Here is a 24,686-nt window from a genome sequence, read left to right as displayed (position 1 = left end):
GACGGTCCCGTGATGGACGCCCTGCGCTCCCTGCTGTGGGTGCCCGGTGCGGCGCTGCTGCTGGCCGTGCTGCTGGACGCCCTGCTGTCGGGGTTACAGGCCGGCGAGGGTCACCTGAGCCGCTGGATTCACCGGCGGGTCTACGCTGCCGTCCGCGGGCTGGCCCGCGTGAGCGGTCGCCGCTCGGTGCTGGCCTACAGCACGGTGGCGCTGATCTCGGGGACGCTGAACATCTGGACGGCGCTGCTGTGGCTGGGCTGGAGCCTGGTGTTCTGGGCGTGGCCCGGCGCACTGGAAGTCGCAAAGACGGGCCAGCCCGCCAGCTTCGGCGAGGTGGTGTATTTCGTGGGTTACAGCGTCAGCACGCTGGGTCTGGGGGACATCGTTGCCACCAGTACCGTGTGGCGCGTGCTGACGGACATCACGGCCATCTCCGGTTTTTTCCTGCTGACCTTCGCCATCACCTTCATCGTTCCGGTGGCCCAGGCCCGCAGCGCCCGCCGAGAGTTTGCCCTGCTGCTGCACCGCGCCGGACCCGATGTCCAGGCGCTTGTCCTGGACGCTGTGCAGGGGTATCCGGACGGGGTCCAGGGCCTGTTGACAGACCTGCACACCCAGCTCAACACGCTGGACGCGCAGCATCTCAGTACGCCCAACTTGCACCGGTTTCACGAGCATCAGCGGGGGCAGGCGCTGGACGCCGCCCTCCCCATGCTGGGCGAGGCCCTGATGATCATTGGCGGCGCCCTGGACATGGAGACCCCGCGGGGCCTGCGCCGCAGCCTGGAGAGTGTGGACAGCCTGACCCGCTCGTACAGCCGTGTGCACAGCGGGCTGGACGCCCCCGTCCCGCCGCCCCCTGACCTGCAACCCCTCTGCGAGGCCGGGCTGCCGCTGCGCTCCGCCGCCGAGTTCGATGCCTATCTGCGCGAGCATCAGGCGTTCCGCCGCCGCCTGCACAGCATGGCCCGGTCCGGGTTCTGGTGCTGGGACGAGATCGCCCGAGTGGAGGTCTCCCGGCCCTGACGGCCACTTCACTCCGGAGAAATCCCAGCAGCGCCCAGAGGCCGCGAGACTGTAGCGGCTGCGTCCACACGTCCTGCCAGGAGATCGGCATACCGGATGTCTGGCACGTCACTATGGTGTCCTGCTACAGCACCACGCCGACGATCCGGCGGTCGGTGTGGTGTTGGCGCGGGCCTGGGATGTCAGGGATTGGGGCGCCGGTAAACGTGCTTGTCAGTCCGTATACGCCCCCACCGCCGCGCTGCTCACCAGTTTGGCGTATTTTGCCAGCACGCCGCGCTTGTAACGCGGTTCGGGCTGCACCCACGCGGCGCGGCGCCGCTCAATCTCCGCCTCGTCCACATGCAGGGTCAGTTCACAGGTCTCGGCATTCAGCTCGATGGTGTCGCCCTCGTGGACCAGGGCAATCGGGCCGCCCACGTAGGCTTCGGGGGCAACGTGGCCCACCACCAGCCCGAAGGTGCCGCCCGAGAAGCGTCCGTCGGTGATCAGACCCACGCTGTCGCCCAGACCCTTACCGATGATCGCGCTGGTGGGAGAGAGCATCTCGCGCATGCCGGGGCCGCCTTTCGGTCCCTCGTAGCGGATGACCAGCACGTCGCCGGGGTTGATCTGGTCATCCATGATGGCGTGCATCGACTGTTCCTCGGACTCAAAGACGCGCGCCGGGCCGGTGATCTTGATGCTTTTCAGGCCGCTGATCTTGGCGACACTTCCTTCCGGGGCCAGGTTGCCGCGCAGGATGGCCAGGTGGCCCTGCGTGTACAGCGGCTCTGCGTAGGGGCGGATCACGTCCTGTCCGGCGTCAGGTGTATCCTGCTCGCCCTTCAGGTTCTCGGCGACGGTCTTGCCGGTTACGGTCAGGCAGTCACCGTGCAGCAGACCCTCTTTCAGCAGCATCTTCATCACGCGCGGTATGCCGCCCACCTCGTGCAGATCGGTGGCAACGTACTGCCCGCTGGGCTTCAGGTCACAGAACACCGGGGTGCGCTCACGGATACGCTCGAAGTCCGCCAGCGTCAGGTCGATGTCGCAGGCGTGGGCAATCGCCATCAGGTGCAGCACGGCGTTGGTGCTGCCGCCCACGGCCATGATCACGGTAATGGCGTTCTCGAAAGCTTTCCTGGTCAGGATATCCAGCGGGCGGATGTCGGCCTCGATCAGCCGCAGCAGGGCGCGGGCGCTGTCGGCGCTGGAGGTGGCCTTCTCGGCGTCCACCGCGCTCATGGTGCTGCTAAACGGCAGACTCATGCCCATCGCTTCAAAGGCGCTGCTCATGGTGTTGGCGGTGTACATGCCGCCGCAGGAGCCGTTGCCGGGGCAGGCCTTCTTCTCGATCTGGGTGAAGTCCTCGCGGCTGATCTTGCCGGCGCCGAAGGCGCCCACCGCCTCGAATACGCTCACGATGGTGAGGTCCTGGCCGTTGTAATGGCCGGGTTTGATGGTCCCGCCGTACACGAAGATGGCCGGAATGTTCAGGCGGGCAATGCCGATCATGGCTCCCGGCATGTTCTTGTCGCAGCCGCCCACCACGATCACGCCGTCGTGAGACTGCCCACGCGACACGGTTTCGATGCTGTCGGCAATCACCTCGCGCGACACCAGCGAACACTTCATGCCCTCGGTGCCCATTGAAATCCCGTCCGAGACGGTGATGGTGCCGTAGACCTGCGGCATCCCTCCGCCTTCATGGATCGCGTCGGTGATGTGTCCGGCCAGCTCGCCCAGCCCGTTGTTGCACGGCGTGATGTTGCTCTGCGCGTGCGCCACGCCGATGATCGGCTTCTCGAAGTCGCCGTCACCAAAGCCCACCGCCCGCAGCATGGCCCGGTTCGGGGCGCGTTCGTCGCCCTGCGTGACATGGTAAGAGTTCCAGTTGAGCCTGCGCGTCTTGGCGGTGTCGGTCATGCCCCAGGGTAGCGTCGCCGTCCGGCCCGATGATCGGGAGACTCAGACAGGTTCCCGGCCTGTGGACCTCGGCCTGCTTACTCCTGACTGGTGATAAACGGCAGGTTGCGGTCGTACTGTGCCCGGTCCAGCCCGTAGCCGTAGACGAAGGCGTCGGGGATGGTGAAGCCCAGGTATTCCACCGGGACCTCCACCTTGCGGCGGCTGGGCTTGCTCAGCAGGGCGGCGATCTTGATGGTGGCCGGGCCGCGCCCTTCCAGGTAGTGCAGCAGGTAATTCATGGTGATGCCGGTGTCCACGATGTCTTCGACCAGAATCACGTGGCGGTCGCTGATGGGGAACTGCAGGTCCTTGACCAGCCGGACCTCGCCGCTGCTCTGCTTGGCGTTGCCGTAGCTGCTGGCCTGCAGAAAATCCATGGTGCAGGGCATGTCCAGCGCGCGGACCAGATCGGCGTGGAACATGAACGCGCCGTTCAGGACGCAGATCAGGTGCGGTTCGCGCCCCCGGTATTCCTCGCGGATCTTGGCGGCCAGTTCACCCACGCGGGCCTGAAGCTGCTCCCGCGTGATCTGGACCGGGCCGGGGCCGGGGACAAGGCCGGGAACGGAAGGGGAGCCGGAAGCGGGACTCATATGGCCGTCAGGCTAACACGCCCCTGGCCTGATGGGCGGTCTGCGCCCCGTATACTCCGGCGCGTGAATGGCCTCCTTCTTCCTGAGCTGAGCCGCGTGCCGGGCGTCCTGGGCCGCATCGTGCAGGAACGGGCCGGGGATTACCGCGGGGCCAGCCTGGATCCCGGTCCCGCGCGGCCCGCCTCCCGCCGGTTCGAGACAGCCCTGAGCGGCCCGGCCCTGGCTCTAATCGCCGAGGTCAAGCGGGCCAGCCCCAGCCAGGGCGCGATTGCCCCGCTAGACCCGGCGGCGGCGGCGCGGGCCTACGAGGCGGGAGGTGCAGCGGCCATCAGCGTGCTGACCGAGCCCCGGCACTTCGACGGCAATCCGCAGGCGCTGCATGGGGTGATCGGCGCCGTGACGTTGCCGGTCCTGCGAAAGGACTTCGTGGTGCATCCCGCCATGCTGCGCGAGGCTGCCGAGTGGAACGCGGCGGCGGCGCTGCTGATGGTAAGCGTGCTGGGCGAGGCCACGGGCGCGTACCTGGAAATGGCCCACCACCTGGGGCTGGACGCCCTGGTGGAGGTCCACGACGAGGCCGAACTGGAGGTGGCCCTGGCCTGTGGCGCGCGCATCATCGGCGTGAACAACCGTGACCTGAAGACGCTGGAGATTGATCTGGCGGTCAGCCCGCGTCTGATCCGGCTGGCGCGGCAGCGCGGCTTCGCGGGCATGCTGGTGGCCGAGAGCGGCTACCGCACCCCGCCGCAGATCGCGGAGATTCGCGGCCTGGCCGACGCGGTGCTGGTGGGCAGCAGTCTGGCGGGCAGCGGCGATCTGACCGGGGCGGCCCGCGACCTGATGTCGTTCTGAAGAGCCGGGCCGGCTGATTCTTGTGGCTCCACATTCACCCGGTGATCCGGGGATAGAGGCTGCGGCACAACCCCTTCCCGCCTGGCGAGACGCACACGCTACACTAGCGCTCATTCAATGACCCTTCCTGATGCCCAGACCGTCTTCGTGGTGTCCGCGGACCGTGCCCGCGTCCGGCCACTTGCGTCGCTGCTGCCGCAGGCCACTGTCGTGCATGTCGGGAGTGCCGAGGCCCTGCTGCGCGAGGCGCATGTCCAGCCCCCTGCCGTGGCGCTGCTGTACACCGACGTTCCGGGGGTGCCGCTGGCCCAGGTACTGCCGATGCTGCGCCAGCGCGCTGAACTGGCCGGGACCCAGTGGCTGGCGGTGGGCACCAAGGGGCTGGGCGCGCTGCTGTCCGCCGGGGCCGACGCCCTGATCAGCGACACCACCGCGCCGGAGGCCGTGGCCCTGCAGGTGGGCAACATGCTGGCCCGCGCCCAGCAGAGCCGGGACCTGCACGGCCGGGTGGCGGCCCTGCAACGCCGCAGCGACGACTGGGACCACGAGGAAAAGGTGCGTGACCAGCTGATTCACATGCTGGTGCATGACCTGAAGAACCCGATTGCCGCCGTGATGGGCCTGCTGGAGATCGTGCAGGACGACGCCCGCGTGCCGGACGACTCGCGCGAGCTGCTCAAGGTGGCCCGCGACGAGACCCAGCACCTGCTGCATCTGGCGGTCAACATGCTCGACATCCGCAAGATTCAGGCCGGCAAGATGAACCTCAGGCGCGAGCTGATGTTCTCGCCCATGTTTCAGGAGGTGATTGCGCTGGCCTGCGGCGATGTGGGCAGCGGCATGCGCGACCGCGTGATCAGGACCGAGGTCGAGAGCAACCTCAGCCCGGCCAGCGCCGACCCCGAGATTCTGCGCCGGGTCATGGCCAACCTGCTCAGCAATGCCATGAAGCACACCACCGGCGGCGGCCAGATCGCCGTCACGGTGCGGGCAGTCAAGGACGCGGTGCAGCTCAGCGTGAAGGACGACGGCGAGGGCATTCCCGCCGAGGACATTCCCAACCTATTCGCCGCCTTTGAGCAGTCGCGTCTGACGCTGCACGGGCGCTTCGACACCGGCATGGGTCTGGCCTTCTGCAAGCTGGCCGTGGAGGAACACGGCGGCGCGATCAGCGTGCAGTCCGTGCGCGGACACGGGGCCACCTTCATTTTCACGCTGCCCCTGGCGCACGACGCGGACGACGACGATTTTGTGGAACTGTTGAACTGATACCGACTCCGATAGAAAGGTTTACGTGTGAACCTGAAATCCAAGCGGAGCGAGCAGAAGGAAAGGTGCGGGTTCTGCGGTATGGAGCCGCCTTGCGGTGCTCTCTCAATTGTTGCGTCATGGGGCGGAAGCCGTATGGGTTCTCCGGCATTCCGTGGACAGGGCCGTGAAGGCGTCTGGACCGGACGGCACCTGAAGCCGATGGCGGTGCACTGGGGCCGGAAGGGGTCTTGATTTCCGTACTGTGCTCACGGGGCCAGATGCCGTCTCGCCCGGCCCGGTAAGCGCCGCAACATGGCGGCGGCCAATGCAGGCAGGAAGGGCTCCGCGAAGGCGTAAACGTGGTAAAACAGGGCCGTAACCTAACCCACCGTTTTATTCATTTGCCCTCTCTTTTTTTGAAGCTACTCGTGCCGTTTTTCACGAGCAGTTGAGAAAGGTCCGGGGCAGAAAGGAGCATCGTTATCGAATACCTCAACTTCGTCATCATGTTGCTTGTGGCGGTTGGCATTGGCGTGCTGGCCGTGATTGTCAGCGCCATCCTGGGGCCAAAGAAGGCCAGCCGCGCCAAGCTGATGGCCTACGAGTCGGGCAACGATCCCGAGCACGGCGGCGTCGGCACCAACCAGCGCTTCCCGGTGCACTTCTATCTGGTGGCGATGCTGTTCATCATCTTCGACATCGAGACCGCCTTCTTCTACCCGCTGGCGGTGGCCTACCAGAAGCTGATTCCCTTTGCCTTCTTCGAGGCCCTGACCTTCGTGCTGCTGCTGCTGGTGGGCTACGTGTACGTGCTGAAAAAGCGGGTGCTGGAATGGGCGTAGTGGGCGCTGTACGCCGTCCAGCGCTGCGTAGCTTCAGGCGGCCGGGCACCGGCGCAGCCCGTGTGCTCAGCCCCGCCGCTTCCCAGCCCCTCAAGCTTTCCAACTTTGTTCAGGAGACAGGCCCATGGCACTGAAAGAACTGATCGACCGCGACTGGCAGGAATTGGAATCCGAGGGCATCCTGTTTTCCAGTCTGGAGAAACTGGTGGCCTGGGGGCGCAGCAACTCGCTGTGGCCGGCCACCTTCGGGCTGGCGTGCTGCGCCATTGAGATGATGAGCAGCACCAACGGACGCAACGACATGGCCCGCTTCGGCTCGGAAGTGTTCCGCGCCTCGCCCCGGCAGGCCGACGTGATGATCGTGGCCGGACGCCTGAGCAAGAAGATGGCCCCGATCATGCGCCGGGTCTACGACCAGATGCCCGATCCCAAGTGGGTGATCAGCATGGGCGCGTGCGCCAGTTCGGGCGGCATGTTCAACAACTACGCCATCGTGCAGAACGTGGACAGCGTGGTGCCAGTGGACATTTTCGTGCCGGGCTGCCCGCCGCGCCCCGAGGCGCTGATCTACGCCGTGATGCAGCTGCAGAAGAAGGTGCGCGGCGAGGCCTTTGATCAGCTGGGCCACCAGCTGCCGATGGTGGATGCGTGGACGCGATGACGGATGGGAAGGACGACAAGACGCCCGCCCCGGAGCCTGACCGCCTGACCGGGCGGAACGCGGGCATGCAGTCCTCACAGTCGCAGCCCCAGCCCTCGCAGACCGTCATCCGCACCGAGTCGCCCGCAATCACGGTGACGCCGGATGCGGTCCCGCCCGTGGCGGTCACGGCCAGCGGCGCGGCCATTGGCCGGACTCCGGCCCCCATGCCTGCTCCGCCGGCAGACCCGCGTGACGTGACCGGCCTGATGGCCGAACTTGGCCTGACCGAGGACGACTCGGCCGAACCCACCGCCCTTGTGCCCCCCGAGCGGCTGCAGGAGGTGGCACAGGCCCTCAAGGAGCGCGGCTTCATGCTGATGGACACGGTGGGGCTGGATTACCTGACCTACACCCAGCCCCGCCCCAAACGCTTTGCCGTGTTGCACAACATCTACCACCCCTACGATCACCGCCGCCTGTTCCTGCGGGTGTGGCTGGACGACGGCGAGGCGCTGGACAGCCTGTACCCGGTGTGGAAGGCGGCCAATTACCTGGAGCGCGAGGTCTACGACCTGGTGGGTGTGAACTTTGTCGGTCACCCGGACCTGCGCAAGGTGTTGACCCCCGACGATCTCGAAGGCCATCCCCTGCGCAAGGACTTTCCGCTGGGCGAGACGCCCACCCTGTTCCGCGACGGGCGCTTTCTGGACCCTGCCGCCTTCCGGGCCGGCGTGACCGGGCAGCAGTCTGGCCTGACCGGCTACCGGGGCGAACTGCGGCGCGGGCGCGGCGAGGACCGTCTGCCGCCGGTGATGCCAGAGGGAGGGCCGAAGTGAGGGGCAAACGCGTTCTGCATTATCTGCAAGGAGGGTTTGCATGACCAGCAAGGACCGCACCACCGTCAAGGAGCGCGAGGCCCTGCGCGACCTGCGGCAGGACCCCAGTTCCGGCACCCTGCCGCGCCGCCAGATGACCGGCGATCATCAGGAATCCACTGTCGACGGGCGTCTCAACAGAGAGTCCGGCGCCCTGATGCACACCGAGATCATGTCACTGAATGTGGGGCCGCAGCATCCCAGCACGCACGGTGTGCTGCGGCTGGTGGTGGACATGGACGGCGAGTACGTGATCAAGGTCACGCCGCACATGGGCTACCTGCACACCGGCTTCGAGAAGACCTTTGAGAACCGCACCTACCAGCAGGGCGTGACCTACGCGCCGCGCACCGATTACCTGCACAGTTTCAGTCACGAGCTGTCCTATGTCCTCAGCGTGGAAAAATTGCTGGGGGCCGAGGTGCCGGAACGCGCCACCACCGTCCGCGTGATCCTGCACGAGCTGGGGCGCATCCACAGCCATCTGGTGTTCGTGGGCACCGGCCTGCTGGACCTGGGTGCGCTGACGCCGTTCTTCTACGCCTTCCGCGAGAAGGAAAGCTGCCAGGATCTGTTCGAGGCCGTCTGTGGCTACCGCATGAACCAGGGCTACTTCCGGGTGGGCGGCCTGTACCGCGATATTCCCGACGACTGGCCCGCGATGGTCTCGCGCTTTCTGGTCCAGATGGAAAAGGGCGTGGAGGAGTACACCACGCTGTTCGCCAACAATCCCATCTTCCAGGACCGGGCGCGTGGGGTCGGGATCATTCCGCCGGACGTGGCCCTGGACCTGGGCCTGACCGGGCCGAACCTGCGCGCGTCCGGCGTGCCACTCGACAACCGCAAGGACAACCCGTACTGCGGCTACGAGACCTACGACTTCAACGTCGTGACCAGCCAGGACGGCGACAGCCTCGCGCGCTTCAACATGCGGCTGTGGGAATTCGGCGAGAGCATCAAGATCATCCGGCAGGCGCTGGAACGCCTGCGGCCCGGCCCGGTCCGGGATCCCAACCGTAAGATCAGTCTGCCGCCCCGGCACGAGCTGGAAACCAGCATGGAGGCGGTGATCCACCACTTCAAACTGGTCACCGAGGGCTTCCACCCGCCCGTGGGCGAGGTCTACGTGCCCACCGAGTCGGCGCGCGGCGAGGTCGGGTATTACATCGTCAGTGACGGCGGCAGCATGCCGTACCGGGTCAAGATCCGCGCCCCCAGCTTCGTGAACCTGCAAGCGCTGGAGTACGCCTGTGTGGGCGCGCAGTTCGCCGATCTGATCACCATTCTCGCCACCATCGACCCCGTGCTCGGGGACGTGGACCGGTAAGGAGCCACAGCTTGAGTTACTTCGCCGATAAACAACCCCTCGTGGCCGACATCTTCTCGCGTTACCCCGATTCCCCGCAGGGCCGCCGCTCGGCGCTGATGCCCCTGATCCGTGAGGTTCAGGACGCCGAGGGCTTCGTGAGCGGCTCGCGTATGGACGAGATCGCGGCCCTGTGCGGCACCACCGCCACCGAGGTCCGCAGCGTCATGAGCTTCTATTCCACGTACCACACGCTGCCCACCGGCAAATACCATCTTCAGGTATGCAGCACGGTGATGTGTTCGCTGGCCGGGTCCGACGAGCTGTGGGACCATCTGGTCGCGCAACTGGACGTGCAGCCGGGCGAGGTCAGCCCGGACGGGCGCTTCAGCGTGCAGAAGGTGGAATGCCTGGGCTCGTGCGGCACCGCCCCGATGATGCAGATCAACGATGACGGCTATTACGAGCGGGTAACGCCGGGCAAGTGCGCCCGCATTCTGGAATCGCTGCGCGCGGACCTTCAGCCGCTGCCCGACAACCCGGTCCCGGTGACCATCAATGCCGAGGGCCGTCAGGTGCTGGCCAGCGGCGAGGCCGTCGGGGCCAGCATGACCGGCCTGAGCCAGCTGCCCTTTCTTGCCCCTGGAGGCGAAGCATGACCGCCGTGGCCCCCACCCCGCCCAAACCCATCACCAGCGGCAAGGACCCGCGTTTTGCCCCCACCCTGTACGCTCACGTGGGGCAGCCGGACAGCTGGACGCTGGCGTACTACCGCCGCAACGGGGGCTATGAGGCCGTCAAGCGCGCCTTTGGCATGGGCGCGGACGCCGTGATCGAGGAGGTCAAGAAGTCCGGCCTGCGCGGACGCGGCGGCGCGGGCTTTGCCACTGGCCTCAAGTGGTCGTTCATGCCGCTCAACGACGGCAAGCCCCACTACATCATCTGCAACGCCGATGAGTCGGAGCCGGGCAGCTTCAAGGACCGCTACCTGCTCTCGGAAGACCCCCACCAGCTGATCGAGGGCATGCTCATCGCTGCCTACGCCATGCGGGCCTCTGTCGGCTACATCTACATCCGGGGCGAGTACGTCCACGCCGCCCAGCGCATCCAGGCCGCCATTGAGGAGGCGCGGGTCGCCGGGCTGCTGGGCCAGAACGTGCTGAACAGCGGGTTCGATTTCCAGCTGCACCTGCACCGGGGTGCGGGCGCGTACATCTGCGGCGAGGAAACGGCGCTGATGAACAGCCTGGAGGGCCTGCGGGCCAACCCCCGCCTGAAACCGCCGTTTCCCGCTGCCGCCGGGTTGTACGGACTGCCCACCACCATCAACAACGTGGAGACCTTCTGCGCCGCCACCCAGATCCTGAAATTTGGCGCGGAGTGGCACGCGGAAATGGGCACCGAGAAAAGCAAGGGGATGAAGCTGTTCCAGGTGTCCGGCCCGGTGGCGCGGCCCGGCGTGTACGAGCTGCCGCTAGGCACCACCTTCCGCGAGCTGATCTACGACTGGGCGGGCGGTCCCCTGGAGGAAATGAAGGCCATCATCCCCGGCGGCTCCAGCTGCCCGCTGCTTCCGTACACCGACGCCATTCTGGACACGCCGATGGATTACGAGAGCATCGCCGCTGCCGGGTCCATGCTGGGTACCGGGGGCGTGACGGTGATCCCGAAGGCCGACTGCATCGTGAACGCCACCTGGAACATGGTGCGCTTTTACGGCCATGAGTCCTGCGGCAAATGCACGCCGTGCCGCGAGGGGATTTCCAGCTGGATGACCCGCATGTACGAGAAGCTGGTGCGCGGCCACGGCCAGCCCGGCGACGTGCAGCTGATTCTGGATATGTCCGAGAACATCGGGGGCCGCAGCTTCTGCGCGCTGGCCGACGCCTGCCTGGGGCCGGTGCTGAGCAGCATTGAGCTGTTCCGCGAGGAATACGACTCGCTGGCGCAGCTCCAGACGCCCACCTATCCGCCCCGCAACCGCTGGAGAGACGCATGAAAGTCCACGTAGACGGCGTATCACTCGATCTTCCTGCCGGAACCTCCGCCATCGACGCGGTGTTCGAGGCGGGCGGCGACGTGCCTTATTTCTGCGCCCACAAGTACCTGAGCCCGGTGGGTGCGTGCCGCATGTGCCTGGTGGAAACCGGTTCGCCGCGCAAGGAAAAGGACGGCTCGTTCGTCATGGACGACGCCACGGGCCAGCCCAAGATCTTCTGGTTCCCCAAGCCGATGGCCTCCTGCACCATGCAGGCCACCGACGGCATGCACATCAAGACCGCCCGCAGCAGCGAGGTGGTGGCCAAAGCGCAGGCCGGCATGATGGAGTTCACCCTGCTGAACCACCCGCTGGACTGCCCCACCTGCGACAAGGGCGGCGCATGCGAGCTGCAGGACCGCGCCTTCGAGTACGGCTACGGGGCCAGCCGTTTCGGCTTTGACCGCCGCCACGCCGACAAGCATTACCCCCTGTCCGATTTCATCATTCTGGATCAGGAGCGCTGCATTCACTGCAAGCGCTGTGTGCGCTACTTCGAGGAAGTGCCGGGCCAGGAAGTGCTGGACTTCATCGAGCGGGGCGGGCACACCTTCATCGATACCGAAGAGGGCGGTCTGCCTCTGGGCTTTCAGGGCAACATCGCCGACATCTGCCCGGTGGGGGCGCTGCTGGACAACGTGGCGCGCTTCCGGGGGCGCAACTGGGAATACGACCACACGCCCACCACCTGCACCCTCTGCCCGGTGGGCTGCTCGATCACGGTGGACGCCCGCAACGGTCGCCTGGAGCGCATCGTGGCCCGCGAGAACCGCGAGGTGAACGAGGCCTGGATCTGCGACGCGGGCCGCTTTGGTCATGCGTTTGCCTCCGAGCGGCGGCTGACCGTGCCGCTGCTGCGCGTGAACGGCGAGTTGCAGGAGGCCAGCTGGGACGCGGCGATTGCCGCCATCCGGGCCGGCATGGCCCACCACAGCGTCGCCGATCTGGGCTTATACCTGAACGCCGACAGCACGCTGGAAGAGGGCGTGGCGCTGGAAGCCCTGGCCGACGCCCTGGGCACCCGACATGTGGACCACTGGCCCCGCTACGAGGTGTCGCTGGACGCCATGCCCAACGGCGCGGCCACCCTGGACGACGTGGCCACCGCCGACGCCGTGGTGGTGATTGGTGCGGATCTGGGCGAGGAGGCCCCGATTCTGGAGCTGCGCATCTTGGAAATGCTGCGCGGCGGGCTGCTGCCGCCCGAATACGCGCACGGCACCGCCATCGCCGACCTGCGGCTGGTGGAACGTCCGGCCCGTAACCCGCAGAAGCTGGCAGTGATCGGCCGGGAATCGCGGCTGTGGGCGCACGCAGGCATCCGCGCCTCCTCCAACGGGCACAACGCCCTGGAACGGCTGGGCCAGCCCGACACCGCCGAACTGCACGCCGCGCTGCGGCTGCTCACGGACGCCGAGAAGGCCGTGATTGTGCTGGGGGCCGACGTACTGAACGGCGCTTCCGGGTCGTTTGCCGCGCAGCTCAGCGAACTGGCCGCCCGCACCGGCGCGAGGGTCATGGCGATTCCTGCGGCGGCCAACAGCAAGGGGCTGGCCGCGCTGAATCTGGTGCCGCGTGACGGCGGTCTGCCGTTTGCCCGCGTGGCCGAGGCGCCCGCCGCCTTCATCAGCCGCCTGGACCCCGGCGTGCGGGCGCGGGGGCTGACCATCGTTCACGACTCGCACCTGACCGCCACCGCGCGGCTGGCGGACGTGGTGCTGCCTGCCGTCACCAATTATGAGAAGCGCGGCACCACCGTCAACCTGGAAGGGCGCCTGCTCCCGCTGGAGCAGGCCGCCCTGAGCGCGGGCGAGGCCGCCGACCTGATCCGCACCCTGACCGCCGTGGCCGAGGCGCTGGGCCTGCGCGCCCCCGCACGCGGCCTGAAGTCGGCGCAGGCGCTGGCCGCGCAGAAGCTGGGGATCAAGCTGGGCGGCCTGCCGGAGCGCGGCGTGATCCATGCGTTCCGCACCACCCACGTCGCCCCCACCGAACAGACCCACACCCCGAAGCTGTGGACCGAGCGCATGCAACCCTCGGTCCAGACCCTGATTCCCGCCACCCTCCAGCCGCTGCCGATGCTGGGCGCGGCCCCCGCAGGAGGGGATGACTGATGCCCGACTGGCTGATTGCCGCCCTGATTACCCTGCTCAAAGCGGTGCTGGTGGCGCTGGCGCTGCTGACCACCTTCGCGTACATGACTTTAGTCGAGCGCCGGCTGCTGGCGCGCATGCAGATTCGCTGGGGGCCAAACCGCGTGGGGCCGATGGGCCTGCTGCAACCCCTGGCCGACGCCATCAAGAGCATCTTCAAGGAAGACCTGCAGGTCACCATGGCCGACAAGCTGGTGTATACCCTGGCGCCGATCATCGCGATTGGCATGGCGCTGACCGCCTTCGGCGGTATTCCGGCGGGCCCGGCCGGCAGCCTGTTCGGGGCCGATCCCTGGGTCTACAACCTGGACGCCGGGCTGCTGGCGCTGCTGGCGCTGACCAGCATGGGCGTGTACGGCATCTTCCTGGGCGGCTGGGCCTCGGGCAGCAAGTACCCGATCCTGGGCGGCCTGAGAAGCAGCGCGCAGATGATCAGCTACGAGCTCGGCATGGGCCTGAGCATCCTGGGCACGCTGATGCTGATCGGCTCCCTGAACTTCCGCGTGATAGTGGAGTGGCAGGCGCTGGCCGGCTGGACGGTGCTATTTCAGGTGTTCGCCTTCGCGCTGTTCCTGCTCAGCTCGTTTGCCGAGGTCAACCGCACGCCCTTTGACCTGCCGGAAGCCGAGCAGGAAATCGTGGCCGGCTACCTGACCGAGTACACCGCCATCAAGTGGGCGCTGTTCCAGATGGCCGAGTACGTCAACATGATCACCGCCTCGGCCCTGATGGCGACGCTGTTCTTTGGCGGCTACCGTGGGCCGGTGTTTCTGGACGGGCTGATTCCCGGCATCAGCGGCTGGCCGATCATCTGGCTGGTGGTCAAGATCGCCTTCTTCCTGTTCCTGTTTATCTGGGTGCGCGCCACCCTGCCGCGCTTCCGCTATGACCAGCTGATGCGTCTGGGCTGGAAGCTGGTGCTGCCGGCGGCGCTGACCAACACCATGCTGGTGGCCTTTTACCTGGCGTTCCTGAAGCCCGCTGGCCTGGGCCTGTGGTTCCTGGGCCTGCTGAGCCTCGCTGGGCTGCTGGGCCTATTCCTGATGAGTGACCGCGTGCGGGCGCTGTGGAGCGCGCCTGCCGCGCCGAAAGTGCCCGTCAAGCCTGCGCGTCCCGTCGGAGGGGATTGAGATGGACGGTTCTGTGCGCGTCCCCTCGCCGCTTTCCCTACGCCGGACCACGCTTCACTCACCCCCCGAAGGAGATCCACATGGGCGTTCTTGACATTGCCAAGGGCATGGGCCTGACACTGGGCAAGCTGTTCCAGAAGCCCGTGACCGTCAGTTACCCGGAAGAGCGGGCGACCCTGCAACCCCGGTTCCGGGGACGGCACGTCCTGACCCGGCATCCCGGCACCGGCCTGGAAAAGTGCATCGGCTGCTCGCTGTGCGCCGCCGCGTGCCCGGCCTACGCCATCTACGTGGAGGCCGCCGAGAACGATCCGGCCGCCCCGCACAGCCCCGGCGAGCGTTACGCCAAGGTCTACGAGATCAACATGCTGCGCTGCATCTTCTGCGGCATGTGTGAGGAAGCCTGCCCCACCGGCGCGGTGGTGATGGGCAACGAGTTCGAGATGGCCGACTACCGGTACGGCGACTTCGTGTACGCCAAGGAAGACATGCTGGTGGGCGTGACCGGCAGCCTGCCCCAGCGCCGCGAGGCCGCGAAGAGTGGCAAGCCTGTCCGCCTGGGCTTTCAGCTGGACGGTCCGCCACGCGCGGAACTGGAGGGGGTGGAGTATCCGTGAACTGCCTGAACAAGGGTCAGAAAGTGAAAGTGTCTGAGGGCCTGAACGCTCCATCTGCCGTCACGTGCGCTACGGGTAACAGGCCATGATGATCGCCTTTATTCTCCTCGGCGCGCTCTCCCTGGTGGGCGGCATCATTACCATCTCGGCGAAGAACGCGGTGCATGCGGCGCTGGGCCTGGTGGGCACCCTGATCAGCGTGGCGGGGCTGTTTGCCACCCTGAACGCCTCGTTCCTGGCGGCCACGCAGGTGATCGTGTACGCCGGGGCGATCATGGTGCTGTTCCTGTTCGTGATCATGCTGCTGAACGCCAACACGCCCATCACCGGGCGCGATCCGATTCCCTACGTGCGCGAACTGGCGGGCCTGGGCGGTGTGGTGCTGGCCGGATCGTTCACGGTCCTGGCCTTTTCCTACACGGAGCCGCGCCCGCTGGCCGAGGCGACGGCGGCGCTGGGCGGTGGCTCGGCGTCGGTGGTGGGGGAGACCCTGCTGACCCGCTTCCTGCTGCCGTTCGAGGCGGTCAGCATTCTGCTGCTGGTCGCCATTGTGGGCGCGGTGGCGCTGGTGCAGCGGTCCGTGCCGCAACCGGACAACGTGCCCGACAGTGAGGCCGAACTGCTGGCCCCGCCGGTGGGCTCGGCTTCCAGGAGCGGCCCGCAACCTGTCTTGCAGCACCGTGACGACGAAGGGGAGGTGCGCGCGTAATGGTGCCCACCAGTTATTACATCGCCCTGTCGGGCATTCTTTTTGCCCTGGGCATGATCGGCGTGCTGACCCGCCGCACCGCGATCATGGTCTTCCTGAGCGTGGAGCTGATGCTGAACGCCGCCAACATCGCGCTGGTGGCCTTTGCCCGCTCCTGGGGTGACCTGACCGGGCAGACCGCCGTGTTTATCGTGATGACCCTGGCCGCCGCCGAGGTGGCGATTGGCCTGGCCATCATCGTCGCCATCTTCCGCAAGCGCGAGACCACCAACGTGGACGATCTCGCGGCGATGAAAGGCTGAGTGCTGAGCGTGCCTCTTCTGTATCTGCTGCCCCTGCTGCCTTTAATAGGCTTTGCCCTGCTGATGGTCCTTCCACGACTCTTTCCCGGGAAAACCGGCGGCTGGCTGGCGACCGGTCTCATCGGCGCGGCCTTTGTCGTGGCCGTCATCCGCTACCTGGGCCAGACCGACGTGCCCGCGCAGGAAACCCTGTGGACGTGGCTGCCCAACATGGCGCTGAACGCCAACCTGAGCGTCGGCTTCTATCTGGATCAATTGAGCGCCCTGATGGCTTTAATCATCACCGGTATCGGCTTCCTGATCCACCTGTATTCCATCAGCTACATGGCGCACGACGCCCGGTTTACGCGCTTTTTCGCCTTCCTGAACTTCTTCGTCGCCATGATGCTGATTCTGGTGCTGGCCGACTCCTACCCGCTGATGTTCGTGGGCTGGGAAGGCGTGGGCATGGCCTCTTACCTGCTGATCGGCTTCTGGTTCAGCGGGCGCGGCAGCGAGTCTTCAGACAAGGACATCCGCGCGGCGGGCGAGCAGGAGGGCGTCAACAACTCCAATGCGGCCCGCAAGGCGTTCATCATGAACCGCATCGGTGATCTGGGCTTCATGCTGGGCATGTTCCTGCTGTACAAGCTGTACGGCACCCTGAGCATTCCCGAACTGGCCACGCGGGTGGAGGGCGTGAGCGTCGCCACCGCCGGGGTGGAACTGGCCTGCCTGTTCCTGCTGGTGGGCGCGATTGGCAAGAGCGGTCAGTTGCCGCTGACCACCTGGCTGCCCGACGCGATGGCCGGCCCCACGCCCGTCTCGGCGCTGATTCACGCCGCCACAATGGTCACGGCCGGGGTGTATCTGATCACCCGCAGCCACTTCCTGTACGAACTGGCCCCCAACGCCTCGCTGTGGGTGGCCTGGGTGGGCGGCCTGACCGCGTTGTACGGCGCATTGGCGGCCCTGAACCAGCACGACATCAAGAAGATTCTGGCGTTCTCCACCGTCTCGCAACTGGGCTACATGTTCCTGGCCGTGGGGCTGGGGGCATACTCGGCGGGGGTGTTCCACCTGCTGAGCCATGCGTTTTTCAAGGCGCTGCTGTTCCTGGCAGCGGGCGCGGTGATTCACGCCCTGCATGACGAACAGGACGTGCGGCGCATGGGCGGCCTGCGGCGGTTCATGCCGTTCACGCATCTGGTGTCCATCGCGGGCGTTCTCGCCATCAGCGGCATCCCCATCTGGAGCGGCTTCTTCTCCAAGGACGCCATTCTGGCCGCCGCCTTCGAGTCCCAGCCGGTGCTGTACGCCATCGGCCTGATTGTGGCGCTGCTGACCGCCTTCTACATGGGCCGCTGGTACTTCCTGGTGTGGCGCGGCGAGTACCGGGGGGCCGCCGCCACCGGCGTCGCGCACCCGCACGAGGCCGACACCATCACCAAGATTCCGCTGGGCATTCTGGCTGCTGGCGCCACGCTGATCGGCTTCCTGAACATTCCCACCTTCCTGGGCGGCGGGCACGCCTTCGACAGCTACCTGGGCCGCGCCATTCCGCAGGAGGCGCACGAGATCGCCGTTTCCACCGAGTGGCTGCTGACCGTGCTGGCCGTGGCCGCCGGGGTGGCGGGGCTGCTGTGGGCCTTCGCGCAGCACCGCGCCCGCAGCCTGGACAATGGGCCGCTGGGGCAGTTCAGCGCCAGCGCCCTGTACCTGGACAACGTGTACGACGGTGTAGTGGGTGCCCCCAGCCGGGCGATTGCCGGGGCACTGGACACGGTAGACCGCGGCACCGATGGCCTGATCGGCAGCGTGTCCCGCAATACGGCGGCCCCTGGCGGGCTGTTCACGCTGTGGCAGAGCGGCTTCGTGCGGGCCTACGCGGTCAGCATGCTGCTGGGCACGGCGGCGATCATCGGGTACTGGGCGCTGAAGATGATCGGGAGCGGGGCGTGAGCCGCACCTTGTCCTGCCGCCTGACCGGCGCTGCACCGCAGTGCGCTGACCTCGGCCCGTCTCTTGCCCCACTCGCCCCGGAGGCCCCCCATGTTTGATCCCAAATGGCTTCCCACCCTCATGATTTTCCTGCCGCTGCTGGGCAGTCTGCTGATCTTCGTGACCCCCAACCGCTGGCGCGACGAGATGGCCGGATTCATGGCTGCCGTGACGCTGGGCCTGGGGCTGATGATCTGGTACGCGGGGGGCTCCGGGCTGCTGAGCCTCAACTGGATTCCCGCGCTGGGCATCACCTACAGCGTGGAACTGTCGGGCGTCAGCTTGGCCTTGGCAATGGTCACGGCCTTCATGTCGTTTATCGCCGTGCTGTACGCGGCGCGGCGCATTCCCAACCCCGGCACCATGCTGGCGCTGATCCTGGCCATGGAAACAGGGCTGCTGGGCATCTTTGCCGCCCGTGACCTGATCCTGTTCTACGTCTTCTTCGAGGACGCCCTGCTGCCGTCCCTGCTGATGCTGGCGATCTACGGCAAGGCGCACCGGATGCGGGCGCTGGTCAAGTTCGCGGCCTACACGCTGTTCGGCAGCCTGCTGATGCTGGTCTCAATCATCGGCGTGCGCTACCTGGGCGGCAGCCCGACGTTTGCCCTGGTGGACCTGAAACAGAATCTGGTGACCGGTCCGGCGCAGACGTGGCTGTACCTGGGCTTCCTGACCGCGATGGCGGTCAAGCTGCCGCTGTGGCCGCTGCACGCGTGGCTGCCCGACTTTCACGAGCAGAACCACGACAGCGGTATTCCCGACGTGATGGGCACGCTGTACAAGGTGGGCGGCTACGGGCTGTTCACCTTCGCCATCCCGCTGTTCCCCGACGCCTCGCTGGAACTGCGCCCGATTTTAATGGGACTGGCGGCCTTCACGGCCCTGTATTCCGCCTGGATCGCCTTCGGGCAGCAGGACTGGAAACGGCTGCTGGCCTACGCGGGCCTGTCTCACATGGGCTTCGTGGCGCTGGGCGTCTTTTCCCTGAACGAGACCGCCGTGATCGGCGCGATGTACCTGCTGGCCTTCCAGAACCTGTACACCGGGGCGTTGTTCCTGAGCGTGGGTATGGTGCAGGAACGCATCGGCAGCCTGGACACCCGTGTGGGTGGATTGATGACCGGAGCCGGCGCGCTGGGCGGCCTGACCATGGCGCTGTGGTTCGCCTCGATTGCCGTGCCGGGCTTTGCCGGGTTCATCGGCGAGTTCTCGGTGCTGCTGGGCGCGTATCAGGTGTCGCCGTGGCTGGCCTTCGTGGCGGGCCTGACCACCATCGCCGCCGCCGCCTACGCCCTGACCGCCTTTCAGACCACCTTCTGGCAGGCCCGTCCGCTGGGCGGGGTGGTGGTGCGTGACCTGGTGCACACCGAGTGGCTGATCCTGGGGCTGCCGCTGGTGGTCGCTATCTTCTTCGGCGTCTACAGCGCCCCGGCGCTGAACCTGATGCAGCCGGCCGTGAAATCCGTTCTCGCTGCCCTCGGAGGCAACTGATATGCCTCAACTTGTTCCGCCTGATGTCGCCTTTCTGCCGCTGCTGCCCATCCTGCTGGTGCTGGCGGGCGCGCTGCTCAGCACCCTGCTGGGTTTCTGGGTGGGCCGCCGCACGCTGACTGTAATCAACATCGCCGCCGTGGTCCTGTCGGGCGCGAGCATGATGTTCCTCTGGAACGGGGGGCTGACCTCCTTTGGCGGCGGTCTGCAGGCCGACAACGCCGCCATTCTGCTGGGCCTGACTGTGCTGGTGGGCACCCTGATGACCCTGCTGGTGTCGCTGGACACCGCGTGGCGCGAGCGGGTGTCGTTTCCCGAGTTTGACGCGATGCTGATGTACGCCGTGACCGGCTGCCTGCTGATCGTGTTTTCCGGTGACCTGGTCGTGATGCTGATCGGGCTGGAGATCATGAGCCTGGCGGGCTACGTGCTGGCCACCCTCCAGGGGTCGCGCCGCGCCGAGGAATCGGGCCTGAAGTACTTCCTGCTGGGCGCGGTGGGCAGCGCCATCCTGATCTACGGCATCGCCTTTGTGTACGGTGCCACCGGTAGCCTCAACTACGCCGCCATTGCCGCGAAGGTGGGCAGCGTGAGCAACCTGACCCCCGACAACGTGGGGATTCTGGTGGGCGGCAGCCTGCTGCTGCTGGCGGGCTTCGGCTTCAAGATCGCCCTGGTGCCCTTTCACCAGTGGACGCCCGACGTGTACAGCGGCGCCCCCACCACCACCTTCCTGTTCCTCAGCACGGTGGTCAAGGTGGCCGCCTTTGCCGGCATGCTGCGTGTGTTTGGCGGCGCGCTGACCGACGCGCCCGGCTGGGCCAGTACCCTGCAGATCCTGACGGCGGCCACGCTGATCATCGGCAATACGGCGGCGCTGTTCCAGACCAACTTCAAGCGCCTGCTGGCGTACTCGGCGGTGGCCCACACCGGCTTCCTGGCGATGTGCCTGCTGGGCACCCCGGCACTGGGCGGCGCGGCGCTGGGCTACTACCTGCTGGTCTACACCCTGATGACCGGCGCGGCCCTGGCCGTGGTGGCCGCCCTGCAGCGCACCGAGGCCGGCTTTGAGATCAATGACATGCGCGGGCTGTATTACCGCCATCCCGGTTACGCCATCGCCCTGTCGGTGTGCCTGGCGTCGCTGGCGGGCCTGCCGCCCTTCGCGGGCTTCTTCGGCAAGTACCTGGCGTTCCAGGCGGCGTTCCAGAACGGGTACGTGTGGCTGTCGGTGCTGGCCGCCGTCACCAGCGTGGCCGCGCTGGTCTACTACCTGCGGCCCGCCATGCTGATGTTCATGCCCGACCGTACCCCGGCCCGCGAATACGCACACGGCCAGCGCTTCCCCACCACCTTTACGGTCGCGCTGGGCGTGGCTGGCGTGACTGTACTGGGCATTCTGCCCAACGTGTGGTACGGCTGGGTGGCCAACCCCGCCATCTGGCAGCTGCTGGCCGGGCGCTAGCACTGCACGGCCAGCCCTGCTTCCCGGTGTCGTTGACAGGCCCTCTCCCGCACGGAGAGGGCTTTTTGCTGGCCGCGACTGTGGAGGCTGTCTAAAGCCTCCCGGTAGGCCATCATTCCGAACCGATGGGGCCACGTCCCTAGACTGGAGGGCATGTGCAATGTTGCCGAAGGTCAGGGGTGGTCTTGGTGACGCCCGAAGAGCGAAGTGCCGTGCTCGCCCTGCTGCATTCGGCGCATGTCACGGAGCCGACGCGGCGGGCGCTGCTGGAAAGATTGGATGCCAGATATGAGCGTCAGTTTTTTGACGAGGCGGAATTTGGGCAGTTGCGGGCGCTGGCCGTGCGCCTCGTGCCCCACGATCCCGCCGACATGGACCTGACCGGAACGGTGGACCACCGCCTGCACGCTGGCGCGGGTGACGGCTGGCGCTACGCCGACGCGCCGCCGGACGGGGACGCCTACCGGGCGCTGCTGGCCGCCCTGCCGGACGGTTTTGAGACGCTGGACGCCGAGGCCCAGGACACCGCCATCCCCGCCGTTCAGGCCTCTCACCCGCACGCCTTTGAGGACCTGCTGGCCGAGCTGACCGAGGCGTTCATGGCCCACCCGTTGACGCAGTACCGCTTTGGCTACGTGGGCTTTGCGGACGCACCCCAGTGGCCCCACGTTGGCCCCAATGAGTTGGAACCACGCGAGGTTGCGTATGGCCCCCACTGACGCGCTGCCCACCGATCTGGACGTGCTGGTGATTGGTACGGGCGCGGGCGGCGCACCGCTCCTGGCGCGGCTGGCGTCGGCGGGCCTGAAGGTGGCCGCGCTGGAGGCGGGCGTGCGCCATCCTCCGGAAGGCATTGCCACCGACGAGGTCGCGCAGGCCGGGCTGTTCTGGATGGACGAGCGGCTGGCGGCCGGCAAGGACCCGGTGTCCTTCGGGCGCAACAACAGCGGGCGCGGCGTGGGCGGCAGCACCCTGCACTACACCGCCTACACGCCGCGTGCCCAGCCGGACGACTTGAGGCTGAAAACCGAGTTCGGGCAGGGCGAGGACTGGCCGCTGGAATTTGCCGAGCTGGAGCCCTACTACGACGAGCTGGAGTACTTTCTGGGCGTGTCCGGTCCAGCCGAGTACCCCTGGGGACCGCAGCGCAGGCGTCCCTACCGCCACCCCCCGCTGCCACTGAACGGGGCCGCCCGGCTGATGCAGCGGGCCTGCGCCGAGATCGGCATGCGGACCTCGCCCGCTGCCAACGCCGCCCTGAGCCGCCCGCAGGAGCAGCCCGGCTACGGCACGCGCCACACCTGCACCAACCGGGGGTTCTGTCAGGCGGGCTGCTCGGTGGGGGCCAAGGCCAGCATGGACGTGACGTTTCTGGCGCTGGCCGAATCGCTTGGCGCGCAGATCGTGGACGGCGCTCAGGTCACATCTCTGACCATGCGGGGCGGGCACGTGACCGGCGCGGAGTTCGTGCGCGGAGACCGGCTGGAACACCTGTCTGCCAGAACGGTCATCCTCGCCGCCGGGGCGGTGGAAACGCCGCGCCTGCTGCTGATGAACGGGCTGGCCAACAGCAGCGGGCAGGTGGGGCGCAACTTCATGGCGCATGTGGGCGTGCAGGTCTGGGGGCAGGTGGACGATGACCTGCGCCCCTACAAGGGCATTCCCGGCGGCCTGATCAGCGAGGACACCCACCGCGTGCCGGGGCTGATCGGCGGTTACCTGCTGCAGTCGCTGGGCGTGATGCCCGTGACCTACGCCACCCAGTACGCACGCGGCACGCTGACGTGGGGGCCAGAGCTAATCCAGCACCTGAGCGGCTACAACCACGTCGCCGGTATCAACGTGCTGGGGGAGTGTCTGCCCTATGAGCACAACCGTCTGGAACTCTCGGACGAGCTTGACGGGCGCGGGCTGCCCAAACCACGCGTGCACTTCTCCTTTGGAGAGAACGAGAAGCGCATGACCGTCCACGCCGAGGCGCTGATGCGTGACCTGTGGGGCCGCATTGGCGCGCGGGACGTGTGGGCGCTGCCGCGCGCCGCGCACACGCTGGGCACGGCCCGCATGGGCACCGATCCCGCCACCAGCGTCGTGAACCCGGATGGCCGCACGCACGACATAGAGAACCTGTGGATCTGCGACAACTCCACCTTCCCCAGTTCCCTGAGCGTCAACCCCGCCCTGACCCAGATGGCCCTGAGCCTGCGGACGGCAGACGCCCTGCTGGGCGGGTTGAAAGGATAGGGCGGCTCTCGCGTCCTGCCTGTGCCCAGGTCCCCCACCCTCTTCTCTCCAGAAGCCCAAGAAAGGAGTCCCATGACCAGTGAAAAGACCAGTGAGAACGGCGCCGAACGCAAAGACCTCCAGCCGCTGCCCGATGCCAGGACGCAGCAGGTGGGCTACGCCGTGCTGGGCATCGGCACGCTGACCATCGACGAGTTGCTGCCCGCCTTCGCGGTGGGCCAGCGCTCCAGGCTGGCAGCGGTGGTCAGCGATGACCACGAGAAGGCGGTGGCGGCGGCCCGCGCCTACGGCCTGACCGACGCCGACGCCTACGACTATGACCGCTTCGAGGAACTCCAGTCCCGCGACGACGTGCACGCCGTCTACATCGTGCTGCCCAACAGCCTGCACCGCGAGTACACCGAGCGGGCCGCAAAAATCGGCAAGCATGTGCTGTGCGAGAAGCCGCTGGCCGCCACCTCCGAGGATGCGGAGGCGATGGTGAGGGTCTGCGCCGAACACGGCGTCCGGCTGATGACGGCCTACCGCTGCCAGTACACCCCGCACCACTGGCGGGCGCGTGACCTGATTCAGGGGGGCGACCTGGGCCAGATCAAGCTGATCCACTCGGTCAACGTGCAGGTGGAGCCGAACGACGGGCAGTGGCGCCTCAAGGACGCGCTGGCCGGCGGCGGCTCGCTGCTGGACGTGGGCCTGTACTGCCTGAACACCATCCGCTTCCTGTTGGCCGAGGAGCCGTCTGAAGTCTACGCCCAGACCTTCAGCACGCCTGGAGACGAACGCTTCGCGGAAGTCGAGGAAACGGTGGCGTGGCAGATGACCTTTCCCAGCGGCGTGATCGCGCACTGCTCGTGCTCCTACGGCGCGGCGCATGCCCGCACGCTGGACGTGTTCGGCGCAGACGCCCGCCTGACGCTGGACCCCGCTTTCGACTACACCAACCTGCGCCTGTTGGTCAGCCGCGCCGACACCATCACCGAACACCGCCTGCCTGAAACCGATCAGTTCGCCCTGGAAATCGATCATTTCTCGGCCTGCATCAAGGAGGACCGTGAGCCGTTCACCCCCGGCGAGGAGGGGCTGCAGGACCAGCGGCTGATGGCCGCCATCTACCAGTCGGCGCGCGAGGGCAGACCCATCAAACTTGAAGCGGTAGAGAAAAAGGACGCCTTTCGGGGCCCGCTGCCGAACCGGGATTTCGCCGATCGGGCGTAGC

General features: G+C 66.9%; 22 protein-coding genes. 20 read left to right on the top strand and 2 right to left on the bottom strand.

Translation table 11 applies throughout. From position 1 onward, the window contains the following. Window positions 1-12: 12 nt before the first annotated feature. Window positions 13-1,026, top strand: a complete 1,014-nt coding sequence (locus IEY31_RS02120) for a potassium channel family protein (RefSeq protein ID WP_188968497.1) — start codon at window positions 13-15, stop codon at window positions 1,024-1,026. A 213-nt stretch (window positions 1,027-1,239) separates the two neighbouring features. Here the strand turns inward: IEY31_RS02120 and ilvD are convergent, their stop codons facing one another. Continuing rightward, a complete protein-coding gene (ilvD, locus tag IEY31_RS02115; RefSeq protein WP_188968495.1) occupies window positions 1,240-2,934 on the bottom strand; it encodes a dihydroxy-acid dehydratase in 1,695 nt (564 codons plus the stop codon). Window positions 2,935-3,011: 77 nt separating this feature from the next. Beyond that, window positions 3,012-3,569 (bottom strand): hypoxanthine phosphoribosyltransferase, encoded by a 558-nt coding sequence (gene hpt, locus IEY31_RS02110; RefSeq protein WP_188968493.1) that lies wholly within the window; start codon window positions 3,567-3,569, stop codon window positions 3,012-3,014. Window positions 3,570-3,632: 63 nt separating this feature from the next. On the opposite strand from hpt, the gene trpC reads away from it, so the two are divergent. The 19 genes from trpC to IEY31_RS02015 all read left to right on the top strand — a co-directional run bounded on the left by trpC (window position 3,633) and on the right by IEY31_RS02015 (window position 24,685). After that, a complete protein-coding gene (gene trpC / locus IEY31_RS02105; RefSeq protein WP_229723255.1) occupies window positions 3,633-4,421 on the top strand; it encodes an indole-3-glycerol phosphate synthase TrpC in 789 nt (262 codons plus the stop codon). 117 nt (window positions 4,422-4,538) lie between these two features. Next, window positions 4,539-5,690: an ATP-binding protein gene (locus tag IEY31_RS02100; RefSeq protein ID WP_188968489.1), complete on the top strand. Its 1,152-nt coding sequence runs from the start codon at window positions 4,539-4,541 to the stop codon at window positions 5,688-5,690. Window positions 5,691-6,178: 488 nt separating this feature from the next. Continuing rightward, entirely contained in the window at window positions 6,179-6,514 is a 336-nt protein-coding gene (locus IEY31_RS02095; RefSeq protein WP_188968487.1) for an NADH-quinone oxidoreductase subunit A, read from the top strand. Between the two features lie 124 nt (window positions 6,515-6,638). Next, complete coding sequence (locus tag IEY31_RS02090; RefSeq protein ID WP_184131912.1) at window positions 6,639-7,175, top strand: NuoB/complex I 20 kDa subunit family protein; 537 nt, start codon at window positions 6,639-6,641, stop codon at window positions 7,173-7,175. 206 nt (window positions 7,176-7,381) lie between these two features. Further along, complete coding sequence (locus IEY31_RS02085; protein WP_188968832.1) at window positions 7,382-7,993, top strand: NADH-quinone oxidoreductase subunit C; 612 nt, start codon at window positions 7,382-7,384, stop codon at window positions 7,991-7,993. A 133-nt stretch (window positions 7,994-8,126) separates the two neighbouring features. Then, window positions 8,127-9,359, top strand: a complete 1,233-nt coding sequence (nuoD, locus tag IEY31_RS02080; protein ID WP_188968831.1) for an NADH dehydrogenase (quinone) subunit D — start codon at window positions 8,127-8,129, stop codon at window positions 9,357-9,359. Between the two features lie 11 nt (window positions 9,360-9,370). Then, entirely contained in the window at window positions 9,371-9,997 is a 627-nt protein-coding gene (nuoE, locus tag IEY31_RS02075; RefSeq protein WP_188968485.1) for an NADH-quinone oxidoreductase subunit NuoE, read from the top strand. Continuing rightward, window positions 9,994-11,337, top strand: a complete 1,344-nt coding sequence (gene nuoF / locus IEY31_RS02070) for an NADH-quinone oxidoreductase subunit NuoF (RefSeq protein ID WP_188968483.1) — start codon at window positions 9,994-9,996, stop codon at window positions 11,335-11,337. The genes nuoE and nuoF overlap by 4 nt, the downstream gene beginning before the upstream one ends. After that, a complete protein-coding gene (gene nuoG / locus IEY31_RS02065; protein WP_188968481.1) occupies window positions 11,334-13,490 on the top strand; it encodes an NADH-quinone oxidoreductase subunit NuoG in 2,157 nt (718 codons plus the stop codon). The genes nuoF and nuoG overlap by 4 nt, the downstream gene beginning before the upstream one ends. Further along, window positions 13,490-14,659 carry a complex I subunit 1/NuoH family protein gene (locus IEY31_RS02060; protein ID WP_188968479.1) on the top strand — a complete coding sequence of 390 codons (1,170 nt, stop codon included), beginning with the start codon at window positions 13,490-13,492 and terminating at the stop codon, window positions 14,657-14,659. Before nuoG ends, IEY31_RS02060 begins: the two co-directional genes overlap by 1 nt. A gap of 80 nt (window positions 14,660-14,739) precedes the next feature. After that, complete coding sequence (gene nuoI, locus IEY31_RS02055) at window positions 14,740-15,276, top strand: NADH-quinone oxidoreductase subunit NuoI (protein WP_188968477.1); 537 nt, start codon at window positions 14,740-14,742, stop codon at window positions 15,274-15,276. 85 nt (window positions 15,277-15,361) lie between these two features. Continuing rightward, window positions 15,362-15,985 (top strand): NADH-quinone oxidoreductase subunit J family protein, encoded by a 624-nt coding sequence (locus IEY31_RS02050; RefSeq protein WP_188968476.1) that lies wholly within the window; start codon window positions 15,362-15,364, stop codon window positions 15,983-15,985. Continuing rightward, the gene (gene nuoK / locus IEY31_RS02045) at window positions 15,985-16,287 is read left to right on the top strand and encodes an NADH-quinone oxidoreductase subunit NuoK (RefSeq protein ID WP_029474846.1); all 303 of its coding nucleotides are present in this window, start codon (window positions 15,985-15,987) and stop codon (window positions 16,285-16,287) included. The genes IEY31_RS02050 and nuoK overlap by 1 nt, the downstream gene beginning before the upstream one ends. A gap of 9 nt (window positions 16,288-16,296) precedes the next feature. Continuing rightward, on the top strand, window positions 16,297-18,228 hold the full coding sequence (nuoL, locus tag IEY31_RS02040; RefSeq protein WP_188968474.1) for an NADH-quinone oxidoreductase subunit L: 1,932 nt from the start codon (window positions 16,297-16,299) through the stop codon (window positions 18,226-18,228). Between the two features lie 90 nt (window positions 18,229-18,318). Continuing rightward, on the top strand, window positions 18,319-19,761 hold the full coding sequence (locus tag IEY31_RS02035) for an NADH-quinone oxidoreductase subunit M (RefSeq protein ID WP_188968472.1): 1,443 nt from the start codon (window positions 18,319-18,321) through the stop codon (window positions 19,759-19,761). Window position 19,762: 1 nt separating this feature from the next. Further along, on the top strand, window positions 19,763-21,226 hold the full coding sequence (locus IEY31_RS02030; protein ID WP_188968470.1) for an NADH-quinone oxidoreductase subunit N: 1,464 nt from the start codon (window positions 19,763-19,765) through the stop codon (window positions 21,224-21,226). A 188-nt stretch (window positions 21,227-21,414) separates the two neighbouring features. Beyond that, complete coding sequence (locus IEY31_RS02025) at window positions 21,415-21,945, top strand: gluconate 2-dehydrogenase subunit 3 family protein (protein WP_188968862.1); 531 nt, start codon at window positions 21,415-21,417, stop codon at window positions 21,943-21,945. Beyond that, complete coding sequence (locus IEY31_RS02020) at window positions 21,932-23,470, top strand: GMC family oxidoreductase (RefSeq protein WP_188968468.1); 1,539 nt, start codon at window positions 21,932-21,934, stop codon at window positions 23,468-23,470. The genes IEY31_RS02025 and IEY31_RS02020 overlap by 14 nt, the downstream gene beginning before the upstream one ends. Window positions 23,471-23,542: 72 nt before the next feature. Then, the gene (locus IEY31_RS02015; protein ID WP_188968466.1) at window positions 23,543-24,685 is read left to right on the top strand and encodes a Gfo/Idh/MocA family protein; all 1,143 of its coding nucleotides are present in this window, start codon (window positions 23,543-23,545) and stop codon (window positions 24,683-24,685) included. Window position 24,686: the final 1 nt, after the last annotated feature.

This window comes from Deinococcus aerolatus, assembly GCF_014647055.1.
GTDB classification, from domain to species: Bacteria; Deinococcota; Deinococci; order Deinococcales; family Deinococcaceae; genus Deinococcus; species Deinococcus aerolatus.
This window is presented reverse-complemented; position numbering and strand designations above follow the sequence as displayed.